Annotated in this window: 15 protein-coding genes; 4 read left to right on the forward strand and 11 right to left on the reverse strand. The window is 36.3% G+C overall.

The window, feature by feature from the left end; translation table 11 throughout:
• Window positions 1–3 precede the first annotated feature (3 nt).
• Together L2586_RS03955 and L2586_RS03960 are read right to left on the reverse strand one after the other, a co-directional pair.
• Complete coding sequence (locus tag L2586_RS03955; protein WP_235291489.1) at window positions 4–1,170, reverse strand: thioredoxin family protein; 1,167 nt, start codon at window positions 1,168–1,170, stop codon at window positions 4–6.
• Between the two features lie 130 nt (window positions 1,171–1,300).
• Window positions 1,301–2,431 (reverse strand): tetratricopeptide repeat protein, encoded by a 1,131-nt coding sequence (locus L2586_RS03960; RefSeq protein WP_235291490.1) that lies wholly within the window; start codon window positions 2,429–2,431, stop codon window positions 1,301–1,303.
• 139 nt (window positions 2,432–2,570) lie between these two features.
• Here L2586_RS03960 and L2586_RS03965 point away from each other — a divergent pair, with 139 nt between their 5' ends.
• Both L2586_RS03965 and L2586_RS03970 read left to right on the forward strand, forming a co-directional pair.
• On the forward strand, window positions 2,571–3,614 hold the full coding sequence (locus tag L2586_RS03965; protein WP_235291491.1) for a beta/alpha barrel domain-containing protein: 1,044 nt from the start codon (window positions 2,571–2,573) through the stop codon (window positions 3,612–3,614).
• Entirely contained in the window at window positions 3,615–4,943 is a 1,329-nt protein-coding gene (locus L2586_RS03970) for a hydroxymethylglutaryl-CoA reductase, degradative (RefSeq protein WP_235291492.1), read from the forward strand.
• A 38-nt stretch (window positions 4,944–4,981) separates the two neighbouring features.
• Here the strand turns inward: L2586_RS03970 and L2586_RS03975 are convergent, their stop codons facing one another.
• The 6 genes from L2586_RS03975 to L2586_RS04000 form a co-directional block, all read right to left on the reverse strand.
• The gene (locus tag L2586_RS03975) at window positions 4,982–6,082 is read right to left on the reverse strand and encodes an AI-2E family transporter (RefSeq protein ID WP_235291493.1); all 1,101 of its coding nucleotides are present in this window, start codon (window positions 6,080–6,082) and stop codon (window positions 4,982–4,984) included.
• A gap of 58 nt (window positions 6,083–6,140) precedes the next feature.
• Complete coding sequence (locus L2586_RS03980; protein ID WP_235291494.1) at window positions 6,141–7,604, reverse strand: glutamate synthase subunit beta; 1,464 nt, start codon at window positions 7,602–7,604, stop codon at window positions 6,141–6,143.
• A 3-nt stretch (window positions 7,605–7,607) separates the two neighbouring features.
• Complete coding sequence (gene gltB, locus L2586_RS03985) at window positions 7,608–12,074, reverse strand: glutamate synthase large subunit (RefSeq protein WP_235291495.1); 4,467 nt, start codon at window positions 12,072–12,074, stop codon at window positions 7,608–7,610.
• Between the two features lie 370 nt (window positions 12,075–12,444).
• The gene (locus L2586_RS03990) at window positions 12,445–13,470 is read right to left on the reverse strand and encodes an outer membrane beta-barrel protein (RefSeq protein WP_235291496.1); all 1,026 of its coding nucleotides are present in this window, start codon (window positions 13,468–13,470) and stop codon (window positions 12,445–12,447) included.
• A 261-nt stretch (window positions 13,471–13,731) separates the two neighbouring features.
• Window positions 13,732–14,985 (reverse strand): ammonium transporter, encoded by a 1,254-nt coding sequence (locus tag L2586_RS03995; protein ID WP_235291497.1) that lies wholly within the window; start codon window positions 14,983–14,985, stop codon window positions 13,732–13,734.
• A 24-nt stretch (window positions 14,986–15,009) separates the two neighbouring features.
• Entirely contained in the window at window positions 15,010–15,348 is a 339-nt protein-coding gene (locus L2586_RS04000; RefSeq protein ID WP_235291498.1) for a P-II family nitrogen regulator, read from the reverse strand.
• A 182-nt stretch (window positions 15,349–15,530) separates the two neighbouring features.
• Here L2586_RS04000 and L2586_RS04005 point away from each other — a divergent pair, with 182 nt between their 5' ends.
• Window positions 15,531–17,087 carry a hypothetical protein gene (locus L2586_RS04005; RefSeq protein WP_235291499.1) on the forward strand — a complete coding sequence of 519 codons (1,557 nt, stop codon included), beginning with the start codon at window positions 15,531–15,533 and terminating at the stop codon, window positions 17,085–17,087.
• A gap of 2 nt (window positions 17,088–17,089) precedes the next feature.
• Here L2586_RS04005 and L2586_RS04010 read toward each other — a convergent pair whose 3' ends face one another.
• The 3 genes from L2586_RS04010 to L2586_RS04020 are packed head-to-tail and all read right to left on the reverse strand — an operon-like array spanning window position 17,090 to window position 18,464.
• On the reverse strand, window positions 17,090–17,521 hold the full coding sequence (locus tag L2586_RS04010) for a hypothetical protein (protein ID WP_235291500.1): 432 nt from the start codon (window positions 17,519–17,521) through the stop codon (window positions 17,090–17,092).
• A complete protein-coding gene (locus L2586_RS04015; protein WP_235291501.1) occupies window positions 17,518–17,931 on the reverse strand; it encodes a hypothetical protein in 414 nt (137 codons plus the stop codon). The genes L2586_RS04010 and L2586_RS04015 overlap by 4 nt, the downstream gene beginning before the upstream one ends.
• The gene (locus L2586_RS04020) at window positions 17,928–18,464 is read right to left on the reverse strand and encodes an RNA polymerase sigma factor (protein ID WP_235291502.1); all 537 of its coding nucleotides are present in this window, start codon (window positions 18,462–18,464) and stop codon (window positions 17,928–17,930) included. The genes L2586_RS04015 and L2586_RS04020 overlap by 4 nt, the downstream gene beginning before the upstream one ends.
• Before the next feature lie 335 nt (window positions 18,465–18,799).
• Between L2586_RS04020 and L2586_RS04025 the strand changes: the two genes are divergently transcribed.
• Window positions 18,800–19,354, forward strand: coding sequence for a 1-acyl-sn-glycerol-3-phosphate acyltransferase (locus L2586_RS04025; RefSeq protein WP_235291503.1), 555 nt, complete (start codon window positions 18,800–18,802; stop codon window positions 19,352–19,354).
• Window positions 19,355–19,586: the final 232 nt, after the last annotated feature.

Here is a 19,586-nt window from a genome sequence, read left to right on the forward strand (position 1 = left end):
AAATTACTTCGATTCTAAAAATTTCAATTGTTGTTGAGCTTGATGTTTCGCACGCAAATCATCACCTGCAGCTAATTCAGCTTTTTCCGCCCATTTTCTTGCATCAGCCCATTGTTGTAGCTTCATAAAAGTATGACAAGCTAGCAAACAATTAGAAGCACTAGTGTTGTTTGTAGCGACATTTACAGCAATATCAGAGGCAAGATTCAACGCCTTGGGATCATTATTGTAAGCCCTTAGAAGCTTTGTCACTAATGAAATCTCTTCATCTTCTTCTCCTTTGATCACTTGACTGTGATACTTAGAAGCTGATTTAACAAAAAGTCCAGAATCATTCTTCCGATTTGCTTCGATCATATCACATTCTATCACGAATCTTTTGTACTCTTCTTTGGCATATTTCTTCACTGCATCTTTTGCCTCTTTTCCTAAAGAAGCTACATCAAACTCTAATGATTTTTCGAAAGTATTAAAACCAGCATCCACGATTTTCTCATTGAATGCTTCTCTGGTATAATATTTTAATGCTTTCTTTTTACGATCGACGAGTAGCTCGAAAAGTTTCGAATCAACTTCTGTCGTTGCTTCGAAAATAAACTTTACATTTTCTTCTGAAGAAAGATTCTTTTGAGATTTCACATATTCATTAGCAATCTTAAGGCTTGACTCACCAGATTTATTCAGCGCTTTAACATATCTGTATACGGTTTCATAACTTCTGTCGCCCTCTTCATAAAGCTTCGCATATTTCTCTGTATTGTCAAACTTTGCTAATGCTTTTTCAGCTTCAGCAAGTAGACCTTTCACATCTCTTCCACCCTTGAATTTATGCACCACTTCACCCATTCCATTGATAAAAAAGAAAGTAGGATAAGCAGAAACTGGATAGGTCTTACCAAAGTCTAGTCCTTGACCTTTTTCCATGTCAATTTTCAAATTGATAAAATTATCGTTGAAGAGTGAACCCACTTCAGACTGAGGGAAAATTTGCTTAGACATTCGCTTACAAGGACCACACCAGACCGCATAAGCATCTACAAAGACCAATTTATCTTTTTCAGCTGCCATATTAAAGGCTTCTTGATAGGCTCCTTCGAAAAATTCTATTCCTTGAGAATAGGATAATGTAAAACTGAAAAGCAGGGCTAACGCTAAATATAAATTTCTCATTTTCAATGATCTATTAGAGTATTATGATACCAAAATATCTATGTAAAGATATAATAAATAAAGGATCGTTAGAAATATAAGTTCTCCCTATCGTCTTCCTTAACTTAAATATAACAAGAATTGGGCTATTTTAAATAGATCCGCAGATTTCATCTGCTGCAACATAAGCTTTTTTGTACCCCAGTTTAGCAGCTGACTTCATGTCTTTGCAAGCATCTTTGTTATTCTTCATCTGAACATTAACACTTGCTCTATTGTAATATGCTACGGAGGATTCCGGGTTTAATTTGATTGCTCTTGAAAAATCTTTATGCGCTGCTTTAGCCTTATTCATTCTGATGAAAGAAATCCCTCTATTGACAAATAATTCATCTTTACTAGGAGACGCAGCAATTAACTCGTTGTAATCATCTACTGCATCTTCGTAATTTCCTTGTTCGAACAACGCGATTGCTCTATTATGTCGAGCACTTGCAAGATTAGGATTAATGTCTAGTGCGTTAGAAAAATCTCTGATCGCACCATTCATATCTTTATCTAACAATTTACAATATCCTTTATAATAATGAGCGTAAGCATTATTCGGATCACTTTTCACAGTTAGGTTGAAATCAGAATAAGCTTCTGAATACTTCTCTAATTGAAGATACGCTTTGCCTCTATTAAACAAGGCTTTAGATTCATTAGGTTTCACATCTAGAGCTGCAGTGAAGGCATTGACCGCATCGAAATGCTGACCTATTTTACTATTACATACTCCTAAGTTATAAGCTGATGTATATTGATTAGGATCTAGTATGATCGATCTTTCCAAATCTTTCACCGCTTCAGGATACTTCCCAAGTTTCATAAATACCGTCCCCCTATTCGTATATGCTCTTGCATATTCACTGTCTAGCTTAATCGCATTTGTAAAAGCTGGGATACTTGCTTCCAATCTATCAAGCCTCATTAAGGCATAACCTTTATATAAATATGCTTTTTTAAATTGAGGATCAAGTTTTACAACCTTGTTAAAATCATCAACTGCTCCTGCATAATCCTTGACATTAAGTTTCGCATTACCTCGATTATAATAAGCTTTTGTATAGCTTCCATCAACCTGTATTGCTTTAGAATATTCTAAGATGGCGCCTTGGTAATCTTTAACTCGGAATTTCTCGATCGCTTTGTTAAAATGCTCGTAAGCTTCGTTGGGAGTTTCTTGAGAGAAAATGCTACTTGCCGTACATAGCAAGATCATTAAGGTGATATATCTCATTATTAATGTTTAGAGTATTACTAATTAGTAGTTAATCGACGAGCATTTTCAAGATATTAACGAATAAAAACTTTTTTAAATTATTTTTGTTTCCAATTTGATTCAAAAAATGTCGTCAAAGCATCTATAATTTTAATCTATGTCATCAAATCCAAGTAATGTTTCTAAAATTGATCCTACATCGAAATCTAGGAAGTTAGATCACATAGAAATGGCTTTTGAATCGCAGATAACTCCTCAAAATATAGACCCTAGATTCTATTATGAGCCACTACTAAGTGGTCACCCTAATAAAGCAAATGATTCAACTTTTCGCTTTTTAGACAAGCAGTTTACATTTCCTCTATGGGTTTCAAGTATGACAGGCGGTACAGCTTATGCTGGAATCATTAATGAAAACTTAGCTAAAGCATGTAATGAGTTTGGATTTGGAATGGGACTAGGTTCATGCAGAGGATTATTATATGATGATGAAAACTTCAATGACTTTGATGTCAGAAAACATATCGGCGACCAAGCATTGTACGCGAATTTGGGAATTGCTCAGGTAGAGGAATTAATTAATAATGGTCAATTAAATAAGGCCAATGAATTGGTGAAATCTCTACAAGCTGATGGCTTAATTATTCATGTTAACCCGCTTCAAGAGTGGCTGCAGCCCGAAGGAGATGTTATTGCAAATCCGCCTATAGATACGATCAAAAGAGTTCTGGACACCTTAGATCTGAAAATAATTGTAAAGGAAGTAGGCCAGGGAATGGGTTATGAAAGTCTAAAAGCATTATTCAAATTGCCACTAGAGGCTATCGATTTCGCTGCAAACGGAGGGACGAATTTTGCAAAATTAGAAATGCACCGAGCGACCGAAGCTGTGCGTGAAAGTTATAGAAAAATTGCCAATTTAGGCCACAGTGCTGATGAAATGGTTACGCTTTCTAATCAGATAATAGAAGAATTAAAAACCGACTGTCTTTGCAAGCAAGTAATTGTTTCTGGAGGAGTTCGTGATTTTTTAGATGGATATTATTATATTGAAAGGTTAAATGTACCTGCCATATACGGTCAGGCCTCTGCATTTCTTAAATATGCAAGAGAAGATTATGAACAATTAAGACAATATGTGGATGCGCAAGTTTCAGGATTAAGACTAGCAAAAGCATTTTTAAAGATTAAAGAATCGTAGATGGGTTCAAAGACAATAAGTGGTTTTTCTAAGCTTAATAAAGTAGGAAAAATAAAATGGATAGCTGAAACATTTTTCAAAGATCCAGAAGCTGTAATAAAAGAGCTAAAATCTTACTGGTACGCTAACGAAGAGAAACAAAGAGTATTAGATGGATTTAGCGAAAATACCTTAAGCAATTTCCCTATGCCTTTCGGTGTAGCTCCTAATTTCATGATTAATGGAAAGGCTTTTACGATTCCGATGGTTATCGAAGAAAGTTCCGTCGTAGCAGCAGCCGCTAGTGCAGCGAAATACTGGATGACTAGAGGAGGTTTCAAAACGGAAGTTCTAGGAACAACAAAAATAGGTCAACTTCACTTCAAGTGGTTTGGTGATTTTTCTAAACTCACTTCATTGACTTCAGCTTTTAGAGTTTATCTGGAAAAACATACAGATGACTTAGTGGTGAATATGAGAAATCGAGGCGGTGGTTTGACGAATCTTTATTTTAAAGATTTCGATGATCAAATCCCAGGAGTTAGGCAGTTGATATTAGAGTTTGAGACCTGTGATTCGATGGGTGCAAATTTTATCAATACCGTATTAGAAAGGTCATCCGACATTTTATACAATTTCATTCTTGATCAGGAATCATTTCTGCCTCATGAGAAAGATTATGATAAGATCATGGCGATTTTGTCTAATTATACCCCGGAATGTTTAGTTAGAGCAAGCGTTTCATGTCCAGTAAGTGAACTGGGGAATTTTGGCCCCATTACAGGAGAGAAATTAGCTGAAAAATTTAAAGATGCTGTTGATATTGCTCGAATAGATCCATACAGAGCGTGTACACATAACAAAGGAATATACAACGGAATAGATGCAGTTGTGTTAGCAACAGGGAATGACTTTCGAGCCATAGAATCCTGTGGACACACCTATGCTTGCAGAGATGGTCAATATAGAAGCTTGTCTTTCTGTGAGATCAAAGATGGAGTTTTTAATTTCTGGATGGATATACCGATGGCAGTAGGAACGGTAGGTGGACTTACGAATCTCCATCCAATTGCTAAGAGATCATTAGAGATGTTAGGAAATCCAGGAAGTGAAGAGTTGATGCAAATTATTGCTGCCACTGGACTAGCACAAAACTTTGCTGCAGTAAAGTCATTGGTTACGACTGGGATTCAGAAAGGTCATATGAAAATGCACTTGATGAATATTCTCAACCATCTTAATGCTAATGAGCAGGAAATGAATTTGGCCATAAAACATTTTGAAAAGAATCGGATTAGTTTTTCGGAAGTTCGAACTTACTTGGAAAGCAAAAGGGTGAATCTGGTTTAAGACTTTTTTTAACATTCCAATTTTCGAATATCCTAACGCTACATAGACCCCGTCAACTTCTGAACAATCTTAAATTGATTCAGAAACTCTTTCGCAATCACCCTTATAACCGTATAGGTTGGAATCGCCAGTATCATTCCTAGAATTCCTCCGACTTTCGCTGCTACAAGTATAATAATGAATATTTCTAAAGGATGCGCTTTCACACTATTCGAATAAATAAAGGGTTGCAAAATAAAGTTATCCACTAATTGCATGACTGCAAAAACGATCACAACCTTTATCATTAGCGGAGAAAGCACTTCATAGAAGTCAACATTCAAATTGCTCGATACGGTTATAAACAGCCCGAATAAAGCACCAATAAATGGCCCAACGTAAGGAATTACATTGATAATAGCTGCAAAAAATGCAATCAACAAAGCATTTTGAATTCCAAATATCCACAGCAATATAGAGACAAAAGCTGTGATACAGAGTATTTGTAAAATGATCCCTCCAAAATATTTGCGAAGCATCCTACTAATATCTTCGATAACCACTTCTGTATCGGCCTCATACTCATCTGGAACCATTGCTTTAATGAAGTTCGTAAACAAGTTTTTCTCCCTAAGAAAGAAAAAAGCGATGAACAAAACAGAGAAGATTCCGATTAAAATATTACCCGCGATACTGAATATATTTCCTATGAAATTACTAATGAAATCAGGCTTAAACCAGTCACTTAAGGCCCTAATAAAGTTTTCGGAGGATAATTGATCAGAGGTTACTATGCCGAGATCGATTAATTTTTGATTGATCGTACTAATCGGAACACTAAGTGTTTCGTAAATTTGATCATACTGGACATTTCGTAGATTATTTGCTTGTTCAATAATCAATGGCACGAAGATCATTACCAGCAACCCTATTCCGATAATAAATGAAATCAGTGTTAAGATCGCAGCTGGAATCCTTCCCATTCGAATCTTTTTACCAATCTTAATTTTCAGAAATAAATTCATGATCGGCTGACCAACCATGGATAGCACCCAAGCTATAATCACATATCCGACGATATCACTTAGAAAATAGACTACCGTTCCTAATACGAGTAAGGAAAAAACAATGATGGCAATTCGTCGGTTTTCTGTCTTCATTGACTAAAACTAATCATTTTCCTTTTGCGCTACTAACAAAATCGACGAAATATAGCTACTATACGAATAAGGGAGAATGATAGTTACTTACTAGCGCACTTTCCTTTTGTAAAAACTTGTCAACTTCTATTGCCGCTTCTCTACCCTCTGCAATTGCCCAAACCACTAAAGATTGACCTCTTCTCATATCACCTGCAACAAAAACTTTATCGAGACTCGTCTTATACTGTTCATCCTTTACATTTCCACGATCGGTCATCTCTAATTTTAGATCAGATAACATCCCTTCATACTGGGGATGAATAAACCCTACTGCTAGTAATGCTAATTCACAATCAACAATGCGATCGCTTCCTTCAACTTCTTCGAAACTAAATCGTCCAGTTTCTGGATTTTTTTCCCATTTGAGATCAACAAGTTTCAATCCTTTAAGATTGCCTTTTCCATCACCAATAAACTCTTTCGTATTAATAGCCCAGTGACGCTCAGCCCCTTCTTCATGTGAACTAGAAGTCCTTAGCTGCATCGGCCATAGTGGCCATGGTGTAGATGGATCTCTTTCTTCTGGTGGCTTAGACATTAATTCAATTTGTGTCACAGATGCTGCTCGATGTCTGTTAGATGTACCTACACAATCAGATCCTGTATCACCTCCTCCGATCACAACGACATTCTTATCCGTAGCAAAAATTTCTTGATTTTCTTCGAATTGATCTCCTTGAACTCTTTTGTTTTGCTGTTCTAAAAATTCCATTGCAAAATGAACGCCTTTCAGATCACGTCCAGGTATTTTCAAATCACGCGGAATCGTAGAACCTCCAGCAAGAATCACTGCATCGAATTCATCCAGTACATCCTTCACTTTTATATTTCCACCTACATTTGCATTTACTTCGAATTTCACCCCAGCTTCTCTCATCAGGTCAACCCTTCTAGAAACAACATCCTTTTCCAACTTGAAATCTGGAATTCCGTATCTTAGCAAACCTCCTATTCTATCGCTTCTTTCGTATACCGTTACTTCATGACCAGCTTTTAACAACTGAGACGCAGCCGCTAATCCAGCAGGACCTGAGCCTACAACAGCTACTTTCTGGCCAGTAGGAGCACCTTTTTCTTCTACCACCCAACCATTTTCAAACGCCTTCTCTGCAATACTCTTTTCTACAAGTTCGATCGTAACTGGATCATTGTTTATTCCCAATACACATGATTGCTCACATGGTGCTGGACAAATTCTGCCTGTAAATTCAGGAAAATTGTTCGTACTATTTAAGACATGGAAAGCTTTCTCCCAATCCTCTTTATATACTGCATCATTAAACGCAGGAATATTATTCCCTAACGGACAGCCGTTATGACAAAAAGGGACACCACAATCCATACATCTTGCAGCTTGAGTTTTTGTCTTCTCTTCAGAAAAGTCCTTATAGATTTCCTTATAGTCATTAATCCTTGACTTAGGATCTCTCGATTCAGGTAGTTCTCTATTATACTTTATAAAACCTTTGATATCTCCCATGACTTATGCTATTAATTCAATTTCCTCTTTCGCTTGTGCGGCAAGTACTTTTTTATACTCTTTAGGAAAGACTTTAATAAATTTCCGCTTCTCATTTTCCCAATCATTAAGAATCTGAATCGCAGACAAGCTACTTGTATATTTAAAATGATTTCTGATCAGTGTTCTCAAATGATCAAAATCATCCTCTGTTAACTCATCTAAATCAATCATTTCTAAATTACACTTCTGTCCGAAATCGTCGTCTTCATTATAGATATAGGCAATTCCTCCACTCATTCCAGCGGCAAAGTTTCTTCCGGTTGGACCTAGAACGACAACTTCTCCACCAGTCATGTACTCACAACCGTGGTCTCCGATACTTTCCACAACTGCCGTTACTCCGGAGTTCCGAACTGCAAATCTTTCTCCCGCTACACCTTTGATATAAACTTCTCCTGAAGTTGCTCCATAAAGCGCAACATTACCGATGATGATATTTTCGCTTTCATTAAAAGTAACATTACGATCTGGTACTACGATCAACTTAGCTCCACATAAACCTTTACCGAAGTAATCATTAGCGTCTCCTTCTAACGTGAAGCTTATTCCTTTCACACTAAAAGCACCGAAACTTTGCCCAGCAGAACCTCTGAATCTGAAATTAATCGTATCATGAGGTAAAGCTTCTGCACCATATCGCTTGCTTATTTCACTCGACAACATCGTTCCTACCGCTCTATCCGTATTCTTGATTTCGAAATTAGTATTGATCGGAGCAGCATATTCTATGGCAAGATCAGCATATCGAATTAACTTCCGATCCAATACTTTCTTAAGACCATGGTCTTGTTCGATCGTCTTGTATTGATTCTGAAACTTACTGTCGAAAAACAAAATTGGACTAAGGTCTAAACTCTCCCACTTCCAATGATCTAAGTGATCTCTTACTTTAAGTAAGTCTGCTCTTCCCACCATTTCATTAATGGTTCTGAAACCTAGAGAAGCCATAATTTCTCTTAACTCCTGAGCCAAGAAGGTGAAGAAGTCCACTAAATGATCTACTTTTCCAGTAAATTTCTTTCTTAGTTCTTCATCTTGAGTCGCTACTCCAACTGGACATGTATTCAGGTGACACTTTCTCATCATAATACAACCCTCTACAACTAGTGCCGCTGTAGCAACTCCCCACTCTTCAGCACCTAACAATGTAGCAACTGCAAGGTCTCTACCTGTTTTCATCTGTCCATCACACTGAACAGTTACCCGATCTCTTAATCTATTTTTCACTAAGGTCTGGTGCGTTTCTGACAATCCTAATTCCCAAGGAAGTCCTGCATGCTTGATAGAACTTAGCGGTGATGCTCCTGTACCACCATCATGACCTGATATCAGAATGTGGTCAGCATGTGCCTTCGCTACACCTGATGCGATAATTCCTACTCCTGCTTTAGATACTAGTTTCACACTAATATCTGCATGTCTGTTCGCGTTCTTTAGGTCAAAAATCAATTGAGCTAAATCCTCTATAGAATAAATATCGTGATGCGGTGGTGGTGAAATCAATCCTACTCCAGGGATAGAATGCCTTACTTTCGCAATCCATTTATTTACCTTATGGCCAGGAAGCTGCCCTCCTTCTCCAGGTTTTGCACCTTGAGCCATTTTTATCTGCAGTTGGGCAGCATTAACAAGGTAATGACTCGTTACGCCGAAACGCCCAGAAGCTACTTGCTTAATTGCTGATCTTTCCCAATCACCGTTTTCTTTCTTTATAAATCTTGATTCATCTTCTCCTCCTTCTCCACTATTACTTTTTCCGCCGATCCTATTCATCGCAATCGCTAAAGTAGAGTGCGCCTCGTGGGAAATGGAACCGAACGACATTGCTCCAGTAGCAAATCGTTTCATTATTTTTTCCACTGATTCTACTTCTTCCAGCGGAATTTCTTCTCCTTCTTTAAACTCAAACAACGATCTTAATGTATTCGCACGCTTAGATTGGTCGTTTATTTCTTGAGAATATTTCTTAAATGTTTTATAGTCTTTATTCTGCGTTGAATGCTGAAGTAAGTGAATAGATTTCGGATTAAATAGATGATGCTCGCCTCGTTGTTTCCATTGATAGAAACCACTTTCTGGCAACTCATTTAACCTATGATTTTCGTCAAACGCTACTAAATGTCTCACGAAAACTTCTTTCGCTAAGCCGTCGAAATTAAGTCCACCGATTCTAGAAATAGTACCATCGAAACATTTCGAGATGACTTCATTTCCTATCCCTATCGCTTCGAATGTCTGTGAGCCTTGGTAAGATAAAACCGTAGATACCCCTAACTTAGACATCACCTTCATCAGCCCTTTTTCAGCAGCATAATAATACTTCTGAACACGCTCATCAGAATCTAAATGCTTAACCGCTAACCAAGGAAAAATTCCGTCAGCACCATATCCTAGCAAACATGCATAATGATGTGTTTCGATAATATCTCCTCCTTTGATAATGATAGAAGCCTTTCTTCTTAATCCATTCTTAATTAAGTAGTGATGTAAACAACCTAGAGCTAGCAAACTAGGAACAGGCGCTTTATCTATGCCAATGTTAGAGTCATCTAGAATAATGACATTCGTTCCATTTTTGATCATTGCTTCTGCGCTTTCGCACATCTTATCTAAGGCAAATTCAAGACTACCATTTTTTCCATCAGACTTGAAGGTCGTATCTATCGTTTCTGCCTTATAATGCTCTGTATTCAGATTTCTAAGTGCTGTAAACTGTCGCTCTGTTAAAAGTGGTGATTCCATCCTTAACATAATGGCGCTCTCTGCCTTGCCAATTAAAACATTGGGCTCGCCACCTAAAAAAGTCTTAAGGGACATGTACGCCTTTTCCCGAATCGGATCGATAGGCGGATTAGTCACTTGAGCAAATTGCTGCTTAAAGTAATTACAGATATGCTGAGATTGTAAAGAAAGTACAGCTAAAGGTATATCACAACCCATAGAAGCGATCGGTTCATGACCACCTTCTCCCATTGCTTTCAGAATCATTTCTTCATCCTCCACTGTGAAACCAAATGCTAGTTTCTCTGTAAGAATATCATTCTTAGTTGGCGGTTCTTTCTCGTCAACTTGTATATCATTTATATGTAGTCTGTATTCTTCTAGAAATTCACCGTAAGGCTTTCTATTACAAACGATCTTCTTTAATTCATCGTCACCGATAATCCTTTTTTCATCAAGATCGGCTATTAAGATTTTCCCTGGTTGAAGTCGGCCTTTATAAACAATCGATGCTGGATCTACGTGAATACATCCTGACTCAGATCCTAAGATTAATACATTATCTTTAGTCAATAAGTATCTAGATGGTCTTAGTCCATTTCTATCAAGTGTCGCACCTACTAGAATTCCATCTGAAAAACAAATAGAAGCGGGACCATCCCAAGGCTCCATAAATGCTTCGTGGTATTCATAAAAATCTTTTTTATAATCTTCTATGAACTCATCGTTCTGCCAAGCTTCAGGAATCATCATCATTAATGCATGTGGTATTGTTCTACCATTCATGATTAAGAATTCCAAAACATTGTCAAAATTTCCTGAATCCGATGCTCCTGTTTCACATACTGGAAATATCTGATCTAGTTCTTCTTTTGAAAATTCAGGCGATACAAGCATTTTTTCTTTAGCTCTCCACCAGTTCAAGTTTCCTTGAATCGTATTGATTTCACCATTATGTGCTATGGTTCTGAAAGGTTGCGCTAGCCTCCATTTCGGAACTGTATTTGTAGAAAATCTCGAGTGGACAAGTGCAATTGCAGATGTTGCACGCGTATCCTGTAGATCTTCGAAGTAGTTTCTTACTTGATCAGAAGTTAATTGGCCTTTATAGATAACAGTTCTGCTAGAGCATGAACAGATATAGAATATATCCGCTAATTCAGGATCTTGTTTATGTATAAAATGTGTTAAGTAGTTTCTGAAAATAAATAATTTCTTTTCGAGTGCCTTTCCTTCTAGACCTTCTTTGCATTTCAAGAAAACTTGAACGATATCTGGTTCCGTGTTTTTCGCTGAGCCACCGATATCTGAATTATCAGTTGGTACTTCTCTCGCTCCGATGATAGAAAAAGAAAAACTTTCAGCAACTTTCTGAAATGCTTCATCGCATAGTGCTCTTTGATCAACATCCTTCGGCATAAAAGTCATGGCTAGACCATAATCACCCTTTACTGGAATATCGATTCCTTGCTCTTTGCATTTTATAACTAAATAATCGTGTGGAATTTGAATTAGTATACCAGCTCCATCACCAGTATTGGCTTCATAACCAGAAGCTCCTCTATGTTCTAGGTTTTCTAGTGTAGTTAGAGCATCATGAATTGTCTTATGAGAACTAATATTGTTTAGATTAGCAATTAGCCCAATCCCACAAGCGTCTTTTTCGAGTTGGGGAGTGTATAGCCCGTACGGTAACGTTTCAGACATATCGATGAATTTAATGCTATAAAATAAATAGATTAGAAAAAATAGACTCCCCGGAGTAAGCCACTAACTCCAAAGGAGCCATTCAATGAAAGAGAAACTGTTCTTCAGTATTTCTTATTGGTTCCTTATTCTTATATACCAAATATAGTGGTAGATCGAGGAATCTCATTTCTAAAAATCGAGATTTTGTTATGTTCAAATCAATAAAAAATGGCATAAAACATTGTATTACAACGTAATATGCCATTCTAAAATGTGATCTTGAAACTGTTAAATCAAAAATTCAAAACTTAAAATTTAACATTGTGCCTTCAAATCTTTATCCAAAGGACTTTTAAATAACTGTATGGAAAAATTATAGTTGCATATTTTAAAAAGCGTAAACCGCTGCCAATAAAAATGATGCTAAGCTATTGCCTACTTCACCTGCGTCTACATCGAGAACTACTGCATCATTAGAGTAAAGATCTATTCTAAACTCTGGTATTATTGTTAAATTACCTACTTTATAATTAGCAGATAAAGTTAAATCTATCACACTCTCGTCTGTTCCAATAACTTCTACACCTGAATCAGCGAAATATTCACCTCTGAAACCAAGAGATAAAGCATCTGATGTTGCATACTGTGCATATATAGCCGCTCCAGAAAAGTTATCCTGTGCTGTTGTAGCATTTAAACCTAGATAAGCCTTTTCCGTTACTTGCCATCCTGTTGTCAAATCAACTTGATAGAAACCATCTGAAATAATTAAGTTTAACCATGCTCCACCCATATCATTCGTATATCCTAATTGTGCTCCAGCTACATAATCACCTGATGGATTAAAATCTGTCGCATCTGTAGGATTAAAAACTCCTAACATACCAGAAAATCCTCCACCTAAATCAACATCCATTTTAATTCCTGAATGTGAGAATGGACCATATGAGAACATATATGAAGTAGAATAATTGAAATTTGCCGTAGGAGAGATTACTTCATAACCGAGGAAAGTATTGAAGTTTCCTAAGGTCAATGTTACCTTATCTGTAACGTTCCAGTAACCGTATAATTGATTAACGATATTTAATGGTGGAGGTGAACCAAACACTGCTTCTGCACCTCTAGGTCCGAAAACCATATCTGCAACAAAACCTACTTTATCTCCGTCGTATGCGCTAATTAAATTGAACATTCCTAAGGAAAATCCAGGTCCATTCGCAAATGAAGTTCCTGGAGCTGTAGTATTCGCAAATCCATCCGCATTTGGTGTAGGATTATTAGAAGCATTTAGATTTCCTCTATAATAAACATCTACGGAACCACTAAGTGTAAAACTTGAATCTATATTAATCTGTGCAAAACTGAATAAAGCTACAAGACTAAAAACTAATGTTAGTATATTTTTTTTCATAATTTTTGATTTTGTGGGTTAAAAAAGATCCTTTTAAGAAAAGCATCATTTCTAACTAACCATTTGATTTTTAATTAATTACCCTCTCATCCATTCACCGAATAAAAATTGGCATAAGAAATCAAAGACATTATTAAGTAGATGGGAAAACCAAAAATTAACTGGTAAAAAATATTTTTCATACCTTTATATTAGTCAAGTATTAATTTACGGTTTTCCGTATCTGTGTCACCCAAGCTGCAACTTGGGTGACTTTTTTATTTATTGAACATTTAAGCTATATTCAGCAGTTTCTGAAGCTGGATAAGCACTCATTTCATGCTCTGAAATATCAAGTCCTTTCATCTCTTCTTCTTCTGTTACTCTTATACCTATTGTTACTTTCAATATATAGAATAGTACGAATGCAAATATAAATGTAAATACACCTATAGCAGCTACACCAATCAATTGAATACCTAACTGACCCAGACCAGCTTTGTCTCCAAAAACTCCAACTGCTAGTGTTCCAATAATCCCACAAACCAGGTGTACAGAAGTTGCTCCTACTGGATCATCTAATTTCAACTTATCAAACATTACAACTGATAATGGAATAATTCCACCTGCAATTAATCCGATAATTATAGCTTCAAAAGGACTCATCAAGTCGGCACCAGCAGTTATCCCTACTAAACCACCTAGAATCCCATTTAGAACCATAGAAAGGTCATGCGTTTTAAACATCACATAAGAAATAACAAATGCACCAATGGTTCCTCCTGCTGCTGCAAGACTAGTTGTTACAAATACTTTAGCAACTCCAGCTGCATCAGCTGACAAAACAGATCCACCATTAAATCCGAACCATCCGAACCATAATAAGAACACTCCTAATGTTGCGAAAGGCATACTGTGTCCTGGAATTGGCTTAATTCCTTTCTTCGTAAACTTTCCTGTTCTAGCACCGAGCAAGATGATACCTGCTAAAGCAGCAAATCCGCCTACAGCATGAACCAATGTAGATCCAGCGAAATCATAGAATCCCATTTCAGAAAGCCATCCGCCTCCCCACTGCCACATACCTGTAATAGGATATGAGATAGCAACGAAAATAGTTGTGAAAATTAAAAATGCTCCAAGCTTAATTCGTTCTGCAACAGCACCCGATACGATCGTTGCACAAGTTGCAGCAAACATTGCTTGGAAAATAAAGTCAGTGTACGAAGGCATTGTGAATCCTTCAGCAGATCCTGCTAGAAGAGACGCCATGTCTCCAGGCTCCGATACACCAAATCCTGCGAAGCCGAAAAAACCTCCGCCTTCACCTCCTGGATACATTAACCCGTATCCTATAATATAGTATGTTAAAAGTCCAATCGATAAAATCATTGAATTTTTGAACAAAATGTTTACAGTATTCTTCTTTCTTACCAATCCTGCTTCTAGAGAAGCGAATCCTAAATGCATTATGAAAACCAATACAGTGGCTATTAGTATCCATAAATTGTGTGCGGTAAATAATCCTTCACTCATAATTCTAAGTTTTAATAATTTCGTTTATAAAGCTGATTCGTTTTTAGTTCCAAGTCTCACACTCCACATTTCAGAGATATCAGTCACTATAACTTTTCCATCTCCTATTTCACCAGTTTTGGCTGAGTCCATGATAATATTCACAATTTCTTCACAATCATCATCCTTTGAATAAATATCAAGCTTCATTCTCGCGATATATCCCACATCATAGACTGCTCCTCGATATACGACTTGCTCACCTTTTTGTTTTCCAAATCCCTTTACTTCCATAAAAGTGAAAAAGTCAACATGAATTGCTGCAAGTGCATCTTTTACGTCATCAAATTTTGATGATCTGATAATTGCTTCTATTTTCTTCATTAGTTTTGTTTTGTTTACTTTGTAAAAGTGTTTCGAGTTAATTTGACATTGCAATGATGTTACAATGATAAAAGATCGTATTCCATCACAATCGTTCTTTTTTTCTCCATTTGTAATGCCTACATTAGCTTTAAACAACATATTTTATTGATTATCAATGTTTTAAATTTTAGCATTCTGTTATGCCAATATCACAATCTGATCAGTTATTTAAATTGATAAAGTCATTAACCAAAGCCGAAAAGCGAAATTTCACTCTTTATGCAAAGCGTGTTCAAGACAGTGATGACCTTAAATTTTTGCAGCTTTTTGATGTTATAGACAAAATGGACAAGTTTGATGAGAAGCTAATTATTAAAAAAGTTGATAATCTTGCGAAGTCCCAATTCTCAAATGTAAAACGACACCTTTACAAGCAAATAATGACGAGTTTGCGACTCATCCACATCAATAGAAAAATTCACATTGAGATCCGAGAACACATTGATTTTTCCCAAATCCTATATGATAAGGGTCTTTATCTCCAATCTCTGAAAATTCTCCAAAGAGCCAAGAATATGGCATATAAAGTGAGCAATGAAATCTTGATTTTGGAGATTATTGAGTTTGAAAAGATTATTGAATCAAGGCACATTACCAGAACAGGTCCTGCTAAAAATCTTCAGCTCACAGACGAAGCCAATACTATAATAAATACTTTATCTAATGAGATTAAGCTTTCTAACATTAGGATGAACCTTCATTCTTTTTATATAGAAGGAGGACATGTTAAATCGAAAGAGGAGTACGATAGAATTTCACTCTTCTTAGAAGAAAACTTACCTCAGTTAGACTATGAGGAAATGAGTTTTCGGGAACAAATTTTCCTATACCAATCACTGGTATGGTATAATTATATCTTATTGGATTTTGATCGATGTTATACATTTGCTTTAAAATGGATCAATGCCTTAACAAAAGATCCGATCATGATTGATCGAGATCCAGATAATTATATGCGAGCATATCATTATTTATTGACTTCGACATTTAACATTAATGATTATGATAACTTCATCATCCACCTTAAAGAGTTAGAAAAATTTAGAAAAACAAAATACAGTAAGTTCAATTCTACATCGCAGATTATTTCTTTCCTATATGTTCACATGGCTAGGCTTAATAAGCACTTCTTGGAAGGTTCATTTGATGAAGGTGTGAAAATTATCCCAAGTACTTTAAAGAGAATTGCTAGATATCGAGAGAAATTAGATTACCACAGAATTCTAGTTTTTTACTACAAGATTGCTTGGATGCATTTAGGAAATGGGAATCCAGGGAAAGCTATTGATTACCTGAATAAAATCATCAATGCAGACAACAAATCTAATCTAAGATCAGATATACAAGCTTATTCTAGAATCATGTTTTTAATGGCTCATTTCGATGAAGAGAATTATGAAATAATTGATTACTTAGTTCGGAATGTTCGGAAGTATGTGAATAAGATCGAACAGAAAGACATGCTTCTCACCAAGAGTTTAGACTTCTTTAAGAATATAGTAAAACTGCCCCTAGGAGATCGTCGTGCTGCTATGAATGATTTTCATAGAGAGCTTATCATGATCAAAGACGCGCCATATGAGAAGCGCGCCTTTTTATATCTTGACATTACCTTATGGATTAACAGTAAGATAAGAGGACTTTCTCTTCAGCAAATCGTTAAGGAAAAATTTCAACGAGAAAATCAAAGGTTTTAAAATTATTTTTTTCTCTTGTCTCTCAAGCCTTTTAACATTTTACGCTTGAATTCATGTTCAATCGAAAATAGTTTCACTACTCTTTTTGGTGTGAGAATGGGTTTTAAATCTTCTATATATTCACGCTTTAACGCTAACATCTCTTCCTCGATACTCAATCTATTTTCTAACAAAACCAATGCTTCCTTATCTGACAATTCTGATTCATTAGAACCTTGTCTGAACTTATCTTTTAACGCTCGCTCTTTATCTTTATAAGCGTTCTGAATCGGCCAAAACTTCTGTGATTCGGCTGGTGTGAGACTAAGCTTCTCTGTTACAAAAGCAACTTGCAAAGCTCTCATTTGCTCATATTTATCTTCTTTATTTTCCTGACCAAAAATGGCAGCAGTCGTAATCGTTATTATTGCTAAGGTTATAATGTACTTTCTCATTTGTCTAAATTTTCTAACATATCAAGATCGATATCGTCGAGCCATTCCTCACTTGCAATGGCACTATAAAGTTCTAATTCTATTTCATTAATGGCTTGCTCTGCACCGTCGAATTGTGAGAGTTCATCAATACTTAATTCGTCAGGATTTTCTAATAGGTAATCCCAATTGTCTTCTAAGGTCAATTCCGCAAACTGATAATCAGCTTGATCTTGGTTCAACTTAAGAATAAAAACAGCTGCAATGGCTAACATAAAAACTGCGGCTATTGCATTCAATTTGTATTTTGACCAGAAAGGAATCACTTTTGCTTGACTTCCTATCTGAGCCATAAGGTCATCTTCGAAAGAATCGAAAAAGCCTTCAGGAACTTTCATTCCTTTTCTAGGATCATTATTCTTGTTTATCATAAGCTTTGCTGTTTTACAAATGCTTCAATTTTATTTTTAGCATGATGAAATGAGGCTTTCAGACCACCTACTGAAGTTCCTAAAACTTCAGAAATATCATTATACGACATGTCATCAAAATATTTCATATTAAATACAATTCTCTGTTTATCTGGTAAGCTTTCTAAAGCTTTTTGTAAAATCATTTGCGCTTCATCACCATCAAAATAAGTATCTGCTTCTAAGCTCAATACTTCATGTTCTGCTTCCTCACTTTTATACTTCTTTTGTTTCTGCAAATGGTTCAAACTTTCATTCGTAGCAATTCGGTACATCCATGTATAAAATTTAGAATCCGACTTAAAAGTTCCAATGTTTTTATACGCTTTCAAAAATGTATTCTGCATTACATCCGCCGCATCTTCATGCGTCTTCACAATCCCTCTTATGTGCCAGTAAATTCTTTCTTTATACAAAGTCACTAGCGTTCGAAAGCCTTTCTCGACATCAATTCCTTTCTGAATATTTTTAATAATCAACTCTTCGTTCTGCATGAATGACTATCGGTTGCATGTATTGGACAACGTTAAGATACAAAGGTTTAATGAAGATTAACTTTTTCTGTTAAAATGAGACATTCGACTCCAAGACTTAGGACTTAAGGACTTTCGACTTTGGACTTCACGACCTAGGACTTAGAACTTAAGACTACAAGACTTAGGACTTCAGACTTCAGACTCAGGACTGCACAACCTCACGACTTCACGACTCAAGACTTCACGACTACAAGACTTTGGACTTCAGACTCAAGACTCACGACTCTATTAGCGAAAAACAAAAAACTAAAAACGGATACCTCTTTACATGAAAATAAACTAGCTTTACAATCATGGGAAAAATTAGTTCAGCCATTTCAAAATTCCTGCTTTGTAAAGTTTGGGGTTTCAAGATCAAAGGAAATTATGCGTTTGACATCCCTAAAAAGGTGTTAATTGCTGCTCCACACACCTCTGCATGGGATCTACCACTAGGTATTCTCACCAGAAATGTCCTTCGTACAAAAATTCAATTCGTAGGAAAAGCGACCCTTTTCAAGCCACCTTTCGGTTGGTTTTTTAGAGCGGTAGGTGGTGTTCCAGTAGATCGAACTAAAAACAATAATTTTGTAGATGGAGTTGCCGAAATATATGAAAACCGAGATGATTTTAATTTTTGCCTTGCCGTAGAAGGAACTAGAAAAAAGGTATATAAATTAAAAACTGGGTTTTATTATATCGCCCGTAAAGCAAATGTTCCTGTTCAGATGATCGGCCTAGATTACAAAAACAAGCAAATAATCTTTAGTGAGCCATTCTATGTTTCTGACAATATGGAATTAGAAATGAGAAAAGTAGAAGACTTTTTCAGAGGTATTGTCGGAAAAGTTGAAGCCTATAGCTTTTAACGTGAAAAATGGATAAAGAAATAAAATCAGATGGCACTTATAAATTCATATACGACCAGCCCACCGGCGAGATATGCTCGCCGTTCACTACCGATTCTTCCTCCAGAAGAATTACTCGGTAGTTCATTATTCGGTTTAGTATGAACGAATGTTGGGAAGCAATAACGCTGGAGGCGTTACAGTGAGAGAACCAGCAGTTAATCTGAAGGATGGGAAGCTAGAATGAAAATTA

Source organism: Portibacter lacus (assembly GCF_021533215.1).
Taxonomy (GTDB): domain Bacteria; phylum Bacteroidota; class Bacteroidia; order Chitinophagales; family Saprospiraceae; genus Portibacter; species Portibacter lacus.

Excerpts from the sequence above, each read along its gene's own strand:
- L2586_RS03955 (WP_235291489.1), bottom strand. The coding sequence starts at position 1,170 with ATGAGAAATTTATATTTAGCGTTAGCCCTGCTTTTCAGTTTTACATTA.
- L2586_RS03960 (WP_235291490.1), bottom strand. The coding sequence starts at position 2,431 with ATGAGATATATCACCTTAATGATCTTGCTATGTACGGCAAGTAGCATT.
- L2586_RS03965 (WP_235291491.1), top strand. The coding sequence starts at position 2,571 with ATGTCATCAAATCCAAGTAATGTTTCTAAAATTGATCCTACATCGAAA.
- L2586_RS03970 (WP_235291492.1), top strand. The coding sequence starts at position 3,615 with ATGGGTTCAAAGACAATAAGTGGTTTTTCTAAGCTTAATAAAGTAGGA.
- L2586_RS03975 (WP_235291493.1), bottom strand. The coding sequence starts at position 6,082 with ATGAAGACAGAAAACCGACGAATTGCCATCATTGTTTTTTCCTTACTC.
- L2586_RS03980 (WP_235291494.1), bottom strand. The coding sequence starts at position 7,604 with ATGGGAGATATCAAAGGTTTTATAAAGTATAATAGAGAACTACCTGAA.
- gltB (WP_235291495.1), bottom strand. The coding sequence starts at position 12,074 with ATGTCTGAAACGTTACCGTACGGGCTATACACTCCCCAACTCGAAAAA.
- L2586_RS03990 (WP_235291496.1), bottom strand. The coding sequence starts at position 13,470 with ATGAAAAAAAATATACTAACATTAGTTTTTAGTCTTGTAGCTTTATTC.
- L2586_RS03995 (WP_235291497.1), bottom strand. The coding sequence starts at position 14,985 with ATGAGTGAAGGATTATTTACCGCACACAATTTATGGATACTAATAGCC.
- L2586_RS04000 (WP_235291498.1), bottom strand. The coding sequence starts at position 15,348 with ATGAAGAAAATAGAAGCAATTATCAGATCATCAAAATTTGATGACGTA.
- L2586_RS04005 (WP_235291499.1), top strand. The coding sequence starts at position 15,531 with ATGCCAATATCACAATCTGATCAGTTATTTAAATTGATAAAGTCATTA.
- L2586_RS04010 (WP_235291500.1), bottom strand. The coding sequence starts at position 17,521 with ATGAGAAAGTACATTATAACCTTAGCAATAATAACGATTACGACTGCT.
- L2586_RS04015 (WP_235291501.1), bottom strand. The coding sequence starts at position 17,931 with ATGATAAACAAGAATAATGATCCTAGAAAAGGAATGAAAGTTCCTGAA.
- L2586_RS04020 (WP_235291502.1), bottom strand. The coding sequence starts at position 18,464 with ATGCAGAACGAAGAGTTGATTATTAAAAATATTCAGAAAGGAATTGAT.
- L2586_RS04025 (WP_235291503.1), top strand. The coding sequence starts at position 18,800 with ATGGGAAAAATTAGTTCAGCCATTTCAAAATTCCTGCTTTGTAAAGTT.